14 protein-coding genes are annotated in these 13,247 nt (G+C 52.4%); 10 read left to right on the top strand and 4 right to left on the bottom strand.

The features are described from left to right. Window positions 1–608: 608 nt before the first annotated feature. Window positions 609–1,184, bottom strand: a complete 576-nt coding sequence (locus IRJ17_RS26015; protein WP_122962862.1) for a hypothetical protein — start codon at window positions 1,182–1,184, stop codon at window positions 609–611. A 599-nt stretch (window positions 1,185–1,783) separates the two neighbouring features. Beyond that, on the bottom strand, window positions 1,784–2,380 hold the full coding sequence (locus tag IRJ17_RS26010; RefSeq protein WP_242772372.1) for a MerR family transcriptional regulator: 597 nt from the start codon (window positions 2,378–2,380) through the stop codon (window positions 1,784–1,786). Between the two features lie 290 nt (window positions 2,381–2,670). Here IRJ17_RS26010 and IRJ17_RS26005 point away from each other — a divergent pair, with 290 nt between their 5' ends. Continuing rightward, window positions 2,671–2,865 (top strand): hypothetical protein, encoded by a 195-nt coding sequence (locus IRJ17_RS26005; protein WP_122962864.1) that lies wholly within the window; start codon window positions 2,671–2,673, stop codon window positions 2,863–2,865. Between the two features lie 167 nt (window positions 2,866–3,032). After that, a complete protein-coding gene (locus IRJ17_RS26000) occupies window positions 3,033–3,728 on the top strand; it encodes a metal-dependent hydrolase (RefSeq protein ID WP_122962865.1) in 696 nt (231 codons plus the stop codon). An 82-nt stretch (window positions 3,729–3,810) separates the two neighbouring features. Here the strand turns inward: IRJ17_RS26000 and IRJ17_RS25995 are convergent, their stop codons facing one another. Beyond that, window positions 3,811–4,035, bottom strand: coding sequence for a hypothetical protein (locus IRJ17_RS25995; protein ID WP_122962866.1), 225 nt, complete (start codon window positions 4,033–4,035; stop codon window positions 3,811–3,813). Window positions 4,036–4,193: 158 nt separating this feature from the next. On the opposite strand from IRJ17_RS25995, the gene IRJ17_RS25990 reads away from it, so the two are divergent. Continuing rightward, window positions 4,194–4,652, top strand: a complete 459-nt coding sequence (locus IRJ17_RS25990; RefSeq protein WP_242772370.1) for a TspO/MBR family protein — start codon at window positions 4,194–4,196, stop codon at window positions 4,650–4,652. Between the two features lie 19 nt (window positions 4,653–4,671). Here the strand turns inward: IRJ17_RS25990 and IRJ17_RS25985 are convergent, their stop codons facing one another. Next, complete coding sequence (locus tag IRJ17_RS25985; protein WP_242772368.1) at window positions 4,672–5,970, bottom strand: amidohydrolase; 1,299 nt, start codon at window positions 5,968–5,970, stop codon at window positions 4,672–4,674. Window positions 5,971–6,186: 216 nt separating this feature from the next. Here IRJ17_RS25985 and IRJ17_RS25980 point away from each other — a divergent pair, with 216 nt between their 5' ends. From IRJ17_RS25980 to murQ, 7 genes are all read left to right on the top strand, one after another. Further along, complete coding sequence (locus IRJ17_RS25980; RefSeq protein WP_122963250.1) at window positions 6,187–7,044, top strand: MurR/RpiR family transcriptional regulator; 858 nt, start codon at window positions 6,187–6,189, stop codon at window positions 7,042–7,044. Window positions 7,045–7,064: 20 nt separating this feature from the next. Then, the gene (locus tag IRJ17_RS25975) at window positions 7,065–8,102 is read left to right on the top strand and encodes a serine hydrolase domain-containing protein (protein ID WP_173596079.1); all 1,038 of its coding nucleotides are present in this window, start codon (window positions 7,065–7,067) and stop codon (window positions 8,100–8,102) included. A gap of 60 nt (window positions 8,103–8,162) precedes the next feature. Continuing rightward, window positions 8,163–9,461, top strand: a complete 1,299-nt coding sequence (locus IRJ17_RS25970) for an ABC transporter substrate-binding protein (RefSeq protein WP_173596080.1) — start codon at window positions 8,163–8,165, stop codon at window positions 9,459–9,461. 84 nt (window positions 9,462–9,545) lie between these two features. Then, complete coding sequence (locus IRJ17_RS25965; RefSeq protein WP_122962871.1) at window positions 9,546–10,478, top strand: carbohydrate ABC transporter permease; 933 nt, start codon at window positions 9,546–9,548, stop codon at window positions 10,476–10,478. Window positions 10,479–10,522: 44 nt separating this feature from the next. Then, window positions 10,523–11,347 carry a carbohydrate ABC transporter permease gene (locus IRJ17_RS25960; RefSeq protein WP_242772366.1) on the top strand — a complete coding sequence of 275 codons (825 nt, stop codon included), beginning with the start codon at window positions 10,523–10,525 and terminating at the stop codon, window positions 11,345–11,347. Then, a complete protein-coding gene (locus IRJ17_RS25955) occupies window positions 11,334–12,308 on the top strand; it encodes an N-acetylglucosamine kinase (protein ID WP_242772364.1) in 975 nt (324 codons plus the stop codon). The genes IRJ17_RS25960 and IRJ17_RS25955 overlap by 14 nt, the downstream gene beginning before the upstream one ends. Window positions 12,309–12,316: 8 nt before the next feature. After that, window positions 12,317–13,219, top strand: a complete 903-nt coding sequence (gene murQ / locus IRJ17_RS25950; protein WP_242772362.1) for an N-acetylmuramic acid 6-phosphate etherase — start codon at window positions 12,317–12,319, stop codon at window positions 13,217–13,219. Window positions 13,220–13,247 lie beyond the last annotated feature (28 nt).

Below are 13,247 nucleotides of genomic sequence, written 5' to 3'. Positions count from 1 at the left end.
AGAGAGTATCGACAATGGAGAGAGTTGGCCTTCTGGATCAGCGAAGCCGATATGTCCAAAGGGTGAAGAGGGGGAATGAGATGCTAAAAAAGTGTTTGGAAATCTGGATGCAGGAGGTGTCAAGCACAAGTACAGAACCATCAAGGAAGTAGCTGGCCATACAAGCGTCACGGCCAAATCCATAAAAAGGTGTAGGATGTCATGATGAGTAAATATATGTGTGCAGTCTGTAGTCTGTGGTTACCATGAGCTGAATTACCCGCAATGGGACAAAAATGGTTTTCCAACGCACGAAATATGCAATTGCTGCGGATTTGAGTCTGGGTTCGATGAGGATGCAAAGGACAATCCAGAGTCAATTGAAGAATATAGGAGCAGGTGGCTTCGTGAGGGGGCTAACTGGTTTAGTTCATCAAAGACAAAACCTTTGAATTGGGATTGGGCAGCACAGCTAAAAAGAATCGATGTGGATAGTTCTTAGACGTTTCTGCGAGTTTGAGATCGCACTCCATTTTCTCCACAAGCGCGAGTTCCGGTTCGGGTGCGGGGAGTTGTTGCAAGAAAAACAGACACGTGCATGTGACGTGTCTGTTTTTGCTGTGGCAAAACTATTCAATGGAAAGCTCTCTTGCTTCTATTACTGGAACAAGGGAAGAGCCGATGTTTTCGTATTTTTCGCCGTTCTTTTTGTATATATGGTTGGGAGTTGTCAGCTGATAAATTTCTTTCCCGTATAAATCTGAGTGGGTGCTTTTAAGAAAGAGTAAATATTCTCCTGCCTCCAATTTTATTTTTTCTTCTTCGACAAGAGGAAGAAATTTACCGCTTTTCTTTTGTTTCAATCCAACTGGAACGTAAAGCTCAATCATTTCGTCTTTTTTGAGAGCGTGACTGCTGTTGTTTTTGGCGGACTCTGCTACTTTGACTTCGTACACGCGTGAAATTTCATAAAGCCCTTTTTCGTCAGGCAGTTCTACTTCTACTTCCGTATATTGTTCGGGAACAAAGCCTGTCACAATCAGATCCGATTTCTTCATCAGCTTGTCTTTTTCTTTATAGGCTGGGCTTAAAGCAGTAGTTTCCTGACGATCGCTTTTTTTGTATTCGTTCAGAGCGACAACAGAACCCACTCCCAGTAATACAGCTAACATACTTGAAAGTACCGTTATGGAAAGCTTTTTCATTTCTTTTCTCCACCTGTCTTTTGGTATCTGAATAGGTCGAGTTGTGGTCAAGCCCTGTTTAGTGGACATTGAAAAAAGTCCTGGGCAGCAAGCTGATGTCGGTACTCAACTGGCGTCAGCTTCTGAGTCCCTCCTGGTGGTGCCAAACTGGCTTTAAAACATTATCAAATGTCTGCACAAGAGTGCCAAATAAATGACAAGGGATCGTCAGGTTTGACTCTTCGCAGGAGACAGATAAACAGTGGTTCATTGAAATCGTAAACGACTCGCATCAAGAAATTTCACCGGAGAGACAGCGAGGGCAAAGGGAAGGCTACCTGAATGGACGATGGAGCGGCAAGCTGTCTGCCAGAATCGAACTGGCGGAAGAGATGAAAAATACACCCAATGATCAGCAACGCGCCTGAAGCGCATGCGCAATCGCCTATCATGACCAGCCCCACAACGTAACAGTTAACGACCAAAACTAAAAACACTCTACCGCCCCTTACGCACCGAGGCGAGTCAGAGTGTTTTTGCATTTGCCTCACGAACAAATGAACGAAACCGCAGAACCGTCCCCCGCCAGCTTGCCAAGCAGCAGCTATCTACCATCACACTTAGTTCAGCCGAAACAGCTTATGCCAAATAGAAGTTTTCCGCTCGGCGTCCTGCATTTTTGCCAACTGTACCTTGGCGGCCATGATGTCGCTCATTGCTTTGGTCAGGCGGCGGTCGCGCTCCTTCAAGCTGGTGCGAATGTACGCTTCCTGCTTTTCCAGACGGGCGAGCAATGCCTGCTGGTTCTCGTCCTGTTGCTTCACGTGGAGCGCCAGTGCGTGCAGCTTTTCATCGATGGCTTCCAGTGCTTCCAGGGCGTCTTCATTTGTGGCAGGGTGAGTGACAGGAGCGAGGGCAACCGCGACAGCCGTTTCGTTTCGGGTCGTTTCCACCTGGGTTTGGCTGACGATCATTTGCGCCGCTTCTTCCTGGGGGATGAGCTGATCTTTGGTCAGCCGATAAAAGCGTTTCATGCAGGATACATCCAGCTGGCGATACTCGCGGCGGTTTTGGCTGTCCCGCAGGAACCAGTAGCCGTGCTGTTCTAAGAGCATGCTCCATTTGCGCAAGGTGCTCGCGCCAATTCCCAGCATCTCGGCGACTTCCCTGCCGCTGTAAGTCCGTTCTCTGGCAACAAGCTCAATGACGTCTCCCATGTTTACCCCTCCTGACGCAGAGTGCGTTCGTACGTTTTCTAACCCTTTTCTGTGCGCCAAAAGAGAAATCCTTTTGGAATCGTGCGACAAATTCCAGCAGCGTTCGAAACTCGTGCACGACTGTTTGTCCGGCTCTGCCAACTGGCGGAAAAACTTGTCTATCTGACGGGAAAAGCGGCAATCGGGACAAATGACGGACGGGTACAAGTACATTTTCTGTTTGTCTGTGCATCTGCTCAGTAGGGCTATGCCAAACGTACATAGGATGCTTACAGAAGGAGGGATTGACCATGGCATTCAGAGACCAGGTGAAACGATTCGAAGGGAAAAATGTAAAGGTTGAGACTGTGAATGGCAACTTTTTCGGCAAGCTGGTTGAAGTGAAATCCAGCACGATCATCCTGCGTGAACACGATAATAATCGCCGCACTATCATCCGTGATTCGAAAATCATTGCCGTTACAGAACACGACCACGATTGCTAAGCTTCCAAGGAAGTCTTGGCAAGAAAAAAGTTGTTCCTCAGGCTGTCGAGCAATCGGCGGCCTCTTCTCTTTTTGGGCAGCAACTGTTCAGGTGGATTTTATTCCCACCCCTGGACGTGGTAACATGATAGAGTACAAAACGATAATGAAAGAGGGCAGGGGATACCATGTTGGAAATCCGGTTTCACGGACACTCTTCCGTGCAGTTGACCAGTGAAGGTCATTCGATCATGATTGACCCGTTTATTTCGGGAAATCCGCTGGCAAAAACAAAGCTTGAAGACATCCACGTCCAGTACATCCTGCTGACGCACGGACATCAGGACCACATTCTCGATGCGGTGGAACTGGCAAAAGCGAACGATGCCACGATCGTTGCGACGCATGAGCTTGCTACATACCTTGGCTGGCAAGGAGTAAAAACGATTTCCATGAATCTGGGCGGATCGGTGACGCTGCCTTTTGGCAAAGTCAAAATGACACAGGCGTTCCACAGCTCGGGCGTGGTGCTCGATGACCAACAGCAAATCGTCTACATGGGCATGCCGGGCGGATTCGTATTCGAGCTGGGCGGCAAAACGATCTATCACGCGGGAGATACAGGCTTGTTCGGGGATATGAAGCTGATCGGCGATTCCCACGACATCGATCTGGCGTTTTTGCCGATCGGAGACGTGTTCACGATGGGGCCGGAGGATGCCGTGAAGGCTGCTGAGTGGATCGAAGCCGACTACGTTGTGCCGATTCATTATGACACCTTCCCGCCGATCAAGCAGGATGGAGACGCCTTTGTTGCGACATTGGCCGAAAAGGATATCAGAGGCAAAGCGCTCAAGCCGGGAGAGATTTTGCGTCTGCCGTAGCTTGAGCACTTGTTTTGCGATTGCAAAAAACCGCTCGTCTCGAAAAAGGGACAAGCGGTTTTTCTTGTTTTGCCAGGAGTTATCAGAAACCCCATTTTTGTAGCCGCATGTAGCCATAGACGCCGATCAGAGCAGCAATAGCCACGATCACTCGAAAAAGTTGTTCCGGGAAGGGCGAGACGCCAAATCTGTCTGCAAGCCCGATTTCACTGGCATCTGCTTGCCACATTACGGCTGTGACGAGCAGCACGACTGCACCAAATATGTAAAAATAGCCGATTAAGGTTACTCCGAGAGGTCTGTTCATTTGCTTGCCTCCTTTTATCAGGCAATACGCATTCTAAACTTGACGCTGAAAAAAGAGCAAGGGACTATCTTTGAAAATACGGCATGAAAATGGTAGCGACTCTCATAGACATAGAAACATAGGAAAGGCAACTTGGCAAAAAGGAGAGGGTTGTCTGAATGAGTACGCTGCATCATGTTTTGCTATTTTTCACTGTCATTGTCCTTTATTCGCTGGCGAGCTTCGCCTTTCCAGTAGGTGGGGCTTGGTATGCTTCATTAGCCAAGCCTGACGGAACGCCACCCGACTATGTGCTGGGAACGGTTTGGTTTCTTTTGCATGCGCTCATCGCCGCTTCTGTCGTTCTTTCGGTTCGGCGCAGACAAATGAACCGGGAGCTGCTTCTATTATATGGAATCAACTGGTTTTTTCATCAGTTGTTTGCGCTTTTGTTCTATGGCTTGCAGCTCCCGTTTCTTGCCGCTGTCGACACGCTCCTGATTTTGTACTCGACATGGGTCCTGATCAGAGCGATCCGTCCTCTGGACAAAATCGCTTCCTCGCTCTTGATTCCGTATTTGCAGTGGAGCGTATTTGCCATCTACTTGGCTGTTTCGTTCTGTGTGCTGAATTTGTGAGCGCTGAGCGTTGCTTGGCTTACAGTCCTTCGACGAGTCGCTTGGCCCGCACAGCGGCTTCCCGCTGGATTTCTTCCCAGGAAATGAGCGTCAGTTCGCGGTTGCGCATCAGTATTTCCCCGTTGACGATGGTCGTATCGACATCTGCTCCGGTAGCGCTGTAAGCGATGAGCGAATGCAAGTCGTGGAGGGGAGAGAGATGCGGCTTGTTCGTATCGATCAGGATGAGATCAGCCCGCTTGCCGACCTCAAGTGTGCCCACTTCGTGATCGATGCGCAGCAGCTTGGCGCTTTCAATCGTCGCCATGCGCAAAACTTGCTCGGCAGGCAGGACAGTCGGATCGCCGTAGTGCAGCTTTTGCATCCATGATGCCGCCTTGATTTCGGCAAACATGTCGAGCGTTGTGGCGCTTCCCGCTCCGTCCGTACCCATTCCGACGGTGACACCTTGCGAGAGCAGTTCCGTCACAGGCGCGATGCCGCAGCCGAGCTTGAGGTTGCTGACCGGATTGTGCGCGACACCGCCGCGCATGCCGCGAAGCCGTCCAATGTCTTCCGGATCGAGATGGACAGCGTGGGCGAGCAGGACGTGATTGTCGTGGAACACCCCAAGCTCGTGCAAATACTCGGTAGGAGTCTGGTTGTATTTTTCGCGGACTTTGACCACTTCTTCGCGCGTTTCCGCGAGGTGAATATGCAACGGGATTTGCCTGCTTCTGGCCAGGGCGGATACTTCTTGCAGCGGTTGCGGAGGGCACGTGTAAGGTGCGTGCGGCCCGAGCATCGTCGTGATTCGGCCGTCTGCTGCACCCGACCATTTATCAATCAAATCGAGGGCTTCTGTCATGCGGCGGCCGCCGTCATCTTGCAAAAAGACGAGCCCGCGAGTCAGGGAAGCTCTGATTCCGCTGTCCTGCACCGCTTCGGCGACAGCATCCATGTGCACGTACATGTCGGCAAAAGCAGTCGTGCCGGATGCGATCATCTCGGCAATGCCAAGCAACGTTCCCCAGTAGACGTCTTCTCGCGTCATGCGCGCCTCGGCAGGCAGCATTTTTTTGTCCAGCCAATCCATCAGCTTCAGGTCGTCGGAAAAAGCGCGCAACAGCGACATGCTGGCATGGTTGTGCGCGTTGATCAGCCCTGGCATGGCTATCCTATTTTTCGCCTCGATCACGGTGCCGGTGCTTGCACTCGCCTCAATCGCTTCCGCCATCCGGACGATCCGGCCATTCTCGATCAAAATGTCTCCGATCCACGGCTTTTCCTTTTCCACCATCGTCATGATGTGGCAGCCTTTAATCAGCAATGTTTTCATTTCCGCTTCCTCCTTGGTATCTTGTTCGGTTGTTAGCGTAAAGCTTCACGCCACGGCAGAGTCAAGGACGTTTTGCCGTGAAAAAAACAGCATCGGGCGGAAAAGCAGTGCTGATTTGCAGGTTTCTGTAATATTGTTTATTAGATAACAATTGACGCAGGAAATAATGCTACATAAAATGGAAGTAAGATTCGGAGGAAGAGAGCGGTGGCGCATATGTTAAACGGAGGACTTGTCAGCTTGCAGGCGATTTTGGATGAGTTGAAACCATCCGAACGCAAGGTGGCAGAGTATATAGTAGCTCACCCGGAAGACGTGGTGAAGCTGTCGGTGCAAAAACTGGCGGAGCTGAGCGGAGTGTCCGAGGCGACGATCATTCGTCTGGCTCGCTCGCTCAATATGAAAGGCTATCAGGAGTTGAAGCTGCGAATCGCGGGCGATCTGAACAAGCAGACGACTCCCACGAGCTATCAGGAAATCATGATGGAAGGCTCGGTAGAATCGATCATGCAGGCGGTCAGCTGGAACAACATCCAGTCGATCCAGGACACTCTCTCGGTTTTATCAAGCGAGGAAGTGAAGCGAGCGGTCGAAGCGCTGTCTACAGCGAGAAAAATAGATGTATACGGCGTGGGAGCTTCCGCCGTCATTGCCGATGACATCAAGCAAAAATTTTGCCGGATCAATCTGTGGTGCGAGGCGTACTCCGATTTTCACGCCCAATTGACATCGGCAGTCAATTTGACGCCAAACGATGTAGTGATCGGCATCTCCTATTCCGGGCAGACAGAAGACATCATTCAGTCGCTGACGGAAGCGAGACAGCAAGGGGCTACCGTCATTACGCTGACCAAGTTCGGCCCTTCTCCCGTAGCGGAGCTGGCCCACATTCGGCTCTTTACCAGCTCGGTCGAAAAAAGCATTCGCAGCGGAGCGATGGCATCACGCATCGCACAACTGAATGTCATCGATATTTTGTTCATGACCATGGTCAGCAGAAAGCAGGAAGAGGTCATACCATTGCTGGAAAAAACCAGGCTGGCTGTCAGCCGTACGAAGCGTTCATCCAATTGACAGCGGACGGAGGGGAAAGCATGAAGGCGATCGAAACATTGTTGCAAAGCTGGATCGACGAGAAATTGTTGCCAGGAGCCGCCCTGCGCATCGTACGGGAAGGGCGGACCTGCTTTTCTCTCGATGTTGGCGCCACGAGTGTAGCTTGCGGCCAACCGATTACAAAAGACACGTTATTCGATTTGGCGTCCCTGACGAAGGTGACGGCGACATTGCCCGCCGTGCTGCTTTTGATGCAGGACGGAAAGCTTGCGGCTGACGACCGGATTGGCGCCTTTTTTGCGGATTGTCCAGCAGATAAGGCTGAGATTACGATTGGGCAATTGCTCACGCACACATCCGGTTTGCCCGCTGATCTGGAGGTGCGCACAAGGAACAGCGACATTGACCTGCCGGGGCTTTTGTATCGCCAGCCGTTGCTTCACAAGCCAGGCGAGCAGGTCGTTTACAGCGATCTCGGCATGATCTGGCTCGGTTTGCTCATTGAAAAACTGGCAGAGAAGCCGCTGGATGAGTTTGTCACGCAGCGCGTATTTGCTCCTTTGAAAATGGAACGCACCTGTTTCCGTCCAAGCGCCAGTTGTTTTCCGAATATTGCGCAAACAGAGTATTGTTCGCTCACAGACGCGTACATCTGCGGGGAAGTGCACGATGAAAAAGCATTCGCCATGGGAGGCGTCGCAGGTCATGCCGGATTGTTTTCGACGGCTGACGACTTGTGCCTGTACGCCAAAAGCTGGCTGTACGCCGACCCTCCCTTGCTGGCAAAGCAGTGGCGCGATCAGGCTGTCCGCAATCATACGGCGTACGCCAATGGCAGTCGCGGTTACGGCTGGGAGCTGAATCAGTCGGGAACGTTGCTCAGTTGCGGCCAAAATTTTCACTCTACCAGCTACGGACATACAGGCTTTACCGGAACAAGCATCTGGCTCGATCCGGTACGCGAGCTTGCTGTCATTTTCCTCACCAATGCCGTTCACCTCGGGCGCAATCATCAGCTTAGGCAACTGCGGCCTATTCTGCATGACGCTGTCACGACCGCTTTGCAAACGGTCTGACTGGATAAAGCGGGAGCAGCAGGAAGGATCGGTTCGAAGAAAAAGGGGGAGGGTTTGCGGATGAAGCAGTTCCGTCTTCACAAGGTGGCATCTGTCTGTTTGATTGCAGCCATGGCGCTTGTCGGTTGCAGCTCGCAAGGAGGGGAGAAAGCCGCGCCAGGCACTCAGCCAGGCGCAAGTGAAGGGAGCGGACAGCAAGTGACGCTGTCCATGCATAGCTGGCGCGTCGAGGACACGGAAGGCTACAAGGCGATTATCCAAGCATTCGAGGCCGAAAATCCGAATATCAAGATCGACTTCAAGCCGTTCAAAGCGACGGAGTACAACACGATTCTCAACACAGCGCTGCAAAGCGACAGCGGGCCGGACATTCTCCAGTTGCGGCCATACGCCCCAGGCATTTCACTTGCGGAAGCAGGGTATTTGGAGCCGCTGGACAACATCGCAGGCATCTCGGCTTTCCCCAAAGACGTCCTCGCAGCAGCGACAGGCAAAGACGGCAAAGTCTACGGCGTCCCACTCTCCCTGAACTCCACGCAATTTTTCTACAACAAGAAAATTTTCGAGCAAAACGGCCTGAAGGAACCGAAAAGCTGGGATGAACTGATTGCAACGGCCAAAACGTTGAAGGAAAAAGGAATCGTTCCGATTTCGTTTGGAGCAAAAGAAGGCTGGCTGCTCTCCTTGAGTCACGGCGTCATCGCGCCAGCGAGCTACAGCGGCAGCAGTTACATCGACAAGCTGCTAAAAGGCGAGAGCAATTTGCAAAGTCCCGAGTTTCTCCAATCCATTTCACGAATGCAGGAACTCATCCCTTATTTCCCGGAAAATTATGTTGGCCTTGAGTTGAATGATATGCGCACACTGTTTGCGACAGAAAAAGCGGCGATGTTCATCAATGGCAGCTTTGAGCTGGAAGGACTGAAAAAGCTCAACCCTGACTTGCAGCTCGATTTCTTCCCGATGCCGACCAACGATCAAAAAGCAGTCATTACGACTTGGGTAGACGGCTCTTATGCGGTGAACGCCAAGTCGAAGCATAAGCCGGAAGCGTTGAAGTTCATGGAGTTTATGGCGACGAAAAAATTCGGGGAGCTGTTTGCCAACCAATTCAAGCGGATCAGTGCAGTGCCGGGCGTGTCGACTGATGATCCGTTGGTGAACAAAATGGCGGAGCTGTCCCAATCCAGCTCGACACCGTATTTGATGGTCGTTCATTTTGCCGAGGGCAAACCGACGACGAAGCAAGCGCTGGAAAATGCACTGCAAGGCATGTATTTGGGCAAGCTCACACCGGAACAGGTTGCAGAGGAAATTCAAAAGTCAGCCGCTACCTGGTTCCCTCCATTTAAAAAGTAGGCTGTGATGACAACAGGCGGGAGGCAAAGGCAGGGCAAAACTCCCGCCTGTTGATTTGTTAAGGGGGTGGAGAACATCGGTACGATGAACAGGCACACGATTCAACCGAAGGGGCGGGCTCGCTGGTTGATCCACCTGTTTCCTTTGCCCGCGCTGATCATTTACACGCTGTTTGTCCTGTACCCGATTGTGAGCGCCTTTTTGTACAGCTTGTACGATTGGGATGGGATCAAGCGCGGAGTATTTGTCGGGCTGAAAAATTTCGTCACGCTGTTTACGGTGGAGCCGTTTCATGAAATGTTCTGGAATGCTTTCGGGCACAACGTCTACTATTTTGTCATCGAGATGATCGTGCAAAACGGCATCGCCTTTGGCCTGGCTTTTCTCATCTACCGCAAAATTCGCGGCGCGGCTTTTCTCAAGATGGCGTACTTCATGCCGAGACTTCTGTCGGTTATTGTGATTGGGTTTTTGTGGAAATTGATTTTGAATCCGAATTATGGCGCGTTGAATACGCTGCTGACAGAAATCGGGCTGCAACAATGGGCCAAACCGTGGTTGGGCGACCCGGATACGGCGCTGCTCGCGATCATTTTGATCAACTGCTGGTTCGGCATCGGCTTTGCCATGCTCATATTTTTGGCGGGGCTTCAGGCGATCCCGGAGGAGCTGATTGAGGCAGCCAGGCTGGATGGCGCTACGGGCTTCCGGCTGTTGTGGAAAATCATCCTGCCGTTGTGCATGCCTGCGATTACGATTATGACCATTTTCACCTTTATCCAGGCGTTTGAAGCTTTTGAGCTGGTGTATGCGATGCAAGGCTCGATGGGCGAGCCGTTTCGGTCGACGGATACGCTTGCCGTCTATTTTTACCGATTGGCGTTTTCCAGCGCGGGCGGGGCGGGAGACGTGGCAGTCGGACTCGGTTCTGCCCTGGCTGTCGTGCTGTTTTTCATCGTCGCATCCGTATCGGCCGTCTCGCTCTACTTGATGCGCAAGCGTGAAGTCCAGCATTGAGCGATCAGGCGTGTGGCAAATGGAACGTGAAGGGAGGGATGCGGGTGAAAACGAACGTGGGCAGCAAGGCGATCTCGTATGTCGCCGCGTATGTGTTTGCATTACTGTCGCTGTATCCGATCGTCCTGATGATTCTTTCTTCCTTGAAAACGAACATGGAAATATTTTCAAGTCCCCTGTCTCTTCCCAACTCTTTCAGTCTGGATACGTATAAAAAGCTGTGGGAAGCCGTGCCTTTTGCCGACTTTTTGCTGAACAGTGTTTTCGTCAGTGGCATGTCGGTCCTGCTCATCACCGTTTTTTCCGCGATGGCGGCCTTTTACTTGTCCCGCTTTTCCTACAAATGGACGGGGGCGCTCTACTTCTTTTTCATTATCGGGCTGATGATTCCGATTAAACTGGGGATTGTGCCGTTGTTTTTGCTGATGAAAAATATCGGGCTATTAAATTCGCTCTGGTCGCTGATTCTCATCTACACAGCAAGCGGGATTCCCATTTCCGTGTTTATTTTGACAGGGTTTTTCCGGACCTTGCCTGTGGAACTGGAGGAAGCGGCGCGAATCGATGGCTGCAATCATCTTCAAGTGTTTTGGCGGGTGCTTTTGCCGTTGATCCGGCCAGCGCTTGCGACCGTTGTGATCATTAATTTCATCCACGCCTGGAACGACTTCTTTTTCCCGCTGATTTTCATTCAGGAAGAAGCGCTGAAGACGATTCCGGTGGGGATGATGGTTTTGTTCGGAGAATACGAAACAGATTGGAGTCTGCTTTTTGCCGGATTGACGTTGTCTGCTTTGCCGATGATCGTCGTATTTTTGCTGGCGTCGAAGCAGTTCATGGAGGGGTTGACCGCAGGTGCTGTCAAATGACGAAAAAAAATGGTTTATCGGGATAGATGGAGGGGGAACAAAGACAAAAGCGGCGATTTGCGATGAGCGAGGTCAGGTGCAGACGATCACGACAGGCGATTCTTCCAATCCGTTGTCGCGTCCTTGGGCTGAGGTGGAAGCGACGCTCAAACAGCTCGTCACAACCGTATGCCAAGAGGCCCGGATCAGGGATGAAGAGGTTTCGGGCCTGTTCATCGGCCTGGGCGGTGCAGATCGCCCGTTTGTTCGGGAAAAAATCGATGCTGCGTTTGCCGAGGCGTGGCAGGAGCGGTTGTTCTTTGACAACGATGTGATCCCGGCGCTTTACTCCGGGACGTGGGGGCAGCCGGGGATCGTTCTTATCTCAGGTACAGGCTCGATCGCGTGTGCGTTGACGAGCGAAGGAGTGCGGCATCGCGTAGGTGGCTGGGGCTATTTGCTCGGGGATGAAGGCAGCGGCTTTGATCTGGGAAAAAAAGCGGCCGCGGCCGTTTTGCGCGCACATGACGGGCGCGGGGAGCCGACGGTTTTAACCGAGCTGTTTCTTGCCCATTACCATGTGTCCAGTCCGGAAGAGTTGATCGCATTCATTTACGGTGACGACAACCCGCGCATGCAGCTTGCCCGGGCCAGTGAGCTGGTGGAGCAGGCGGCAAGGCAGAAGGACCGTCTCGCGAGCGGACTGATCCGGGAAGCGGCGGCTGCGTTGTGCGAACTAGCGCATACTTGCTTGAAAAAGACGCAGGAAGCGCTCCCGGTTGTCCTCGCTGGCGGGGTGCTTGCACAAGACACGCTGGTCAGACAGCGCGTGCTCGCAGAAGCTTCATTTCCGGTTGTGATCCCTGAGGTTCCGCCTGTGATCGGGGCGTTGATTGCAGCCATGACCCGCGCAGGCCACCGGGTGGACGAAAGCGTGGCAGAGCAGTTGCGAGAAAGCGGTACAGCCTTGGAGAAGAGGTGAGCCTCACCATGGATGAGAACTTGTATCAGCTTCAGACCGAAAAGCGCAATGCGGCAAGCGAGCGGCTGGATCAGATGAGTGCGCTGGAAATCGTCACTTTGATGAACGAAGAAGATCAAAAGGTCGCCTTGGCCGTGAAGCGTGTGCTGCCACAAATAGCTCAGTCCGTCGACATGATCGTGCGCTCCTTGTCCGGCGGAGGGCGGCTGCTTTACTTCGGGGCAGGTACGAGTGGCAGGCTGGGGATTCTGGATGCGGCAGAATGCCCTCCGACTTTTGGCACGGAGCCTTCTGTCGTGCAAGGAATCATCGCGGGCGGAGTCAAAGCGATGACAGAGGCGATCGAAGGAGCCGAGGATTCCCGCGAGCTGGGCTGTCAAGATGTGCAGGAAGCAGGAGTGAGCCAAAAAGATGTCGTGGTCGGAATAGCCGCCAGCGGGCGGACACCGTACGTATGGGGCGCGCTTCAGGAAGCAAAGACGCGGCAGGCGGGAACGATTTCGCTCTCCTGCAACTCTGACCCGGATATTGGCAAAAGCGCGGATATTGCGATCAATCTCGCAGTCGGCCCGGAAGTGGTGACAGGCTCGACAAGGCTCAAGGCGGGCAGCGCGACGAAGATGGTGCTGAACATGCTGACGACAGCCAGCATGGTGAAGCTGGGCAAAGTCTACCAAAATTTGATGGTCAACGTCCAGGCGACCAACCAGAAGCTGCGCGAGCGGGCCAAACATATTGTGATGCAGGCGACGGGTGTCTCGTACGCGGTTGCCGGCCGACTGCTTGCGGAAGCGGCGGGCGATGTGAAAGTGGCGATTGTGATGCAAAAAACAGGACTGGCAGCCAAGGCAGCACAAGAGCGTCTGGCGCGTGTCGGCCACAAGGTCAGAGAAGCAATCGAACTTATATAAAAGAAGATTTATGTGCATTTCGCAAACC

Source organism: Brevibacillus parabrevis, from assembly GCF_022701015.1.
Taxonomy (GTDB): Bacteria; Bacillota; Bacilli; order Brevibacillales; family Brevibacillaceae; genus Brevibacillus; species Brevibacillus parabrevis.
This window is presented reverse-complemented; position numbering and strand designations above follow the sequence as displayed.

Coding starts and splice junctions, on each gene's coding strand:
- IRJ17_RS26015 (WP_122962862.1), bottom strand. CDS start 1,184: ATGAAAAAGCTTTCCATAACGGTACTTTCAAGTATGTTAGCTGTATTA.
- IRJ17_RS26010 (WP_242772372.1), bottom strand. CDS start 2,380: ATGGGAGACGTCATTGAGCTTGTTGCCAGAGAACGGACTTACAGCGGC.
- IRJ17_RS26005 (WP_122962864.1), top strand. CDS start 2,671: ATGGCATTCAGAGACCAGGTGAAACGATTCGAAGGGAAAAATGTAAAG.
- IRJ17_RS26000 (WP_122962865.1), top strand. CDS start 3,033: ATGTTGGAAATCCGGTTTCACGGACACTCTTCCGTGCAGTTGACCAGT.
- IRJ17_RS25995 (WP_122962866.1), bottom strand. CDS start 4,035: ATGAACAGACCTCTCGGAGTAACCTTAATCGGCTATTTTTACATATTT.
- IRJ17_RS25990 (WP_242772370.1), top strand. CDS start 4,194: ATGAGTACGCTGCATCATGTTTTGCTATTTTTCACTGTCATTGTCCTT.
- IRJ17_RS25985 (WP_242772368.1), bottom strand. CDS start 5,970: ATGAAAACATTGCTGATTAAAGGCTGCCACATCATGACGATGGTGGAA.
- IRJ17_RS25980 (WP_122963250.1), top strand. CDS start 6,187: ATGTTAAACGGAGGACTTGTCAGCTTGCAGGCGATTTTGGATGAGTTG.
- IRJ17_RS25975 (WP_173596079.1), top strand. CDS start 7,065: ATGAAGGCGATCGAAACATTGTTGCAAAGCTGGATCGACGAGAAATTG.
- IRJ17_RS25970 (WP_173596080.1), top strand. CDS start 8,163: ATGAAGCAGTTCCGTCTTCACAAGGTGGCATCTGTCTGTTTGATTGCA.
- IRJ17_RS25965 (WP_122962871.1), top strand. CDS start 9,546: ATGAACAGGCACACGATTCAACCGAAGGGGCGGGCTCGCTGGTTGATC.
- murQ (WP_242772362.1), top strand. CDS start 12,317: ATGGATGAGAACTTGTATCAGCTTCAGACCGAAAAGCGCAATGCGGCA.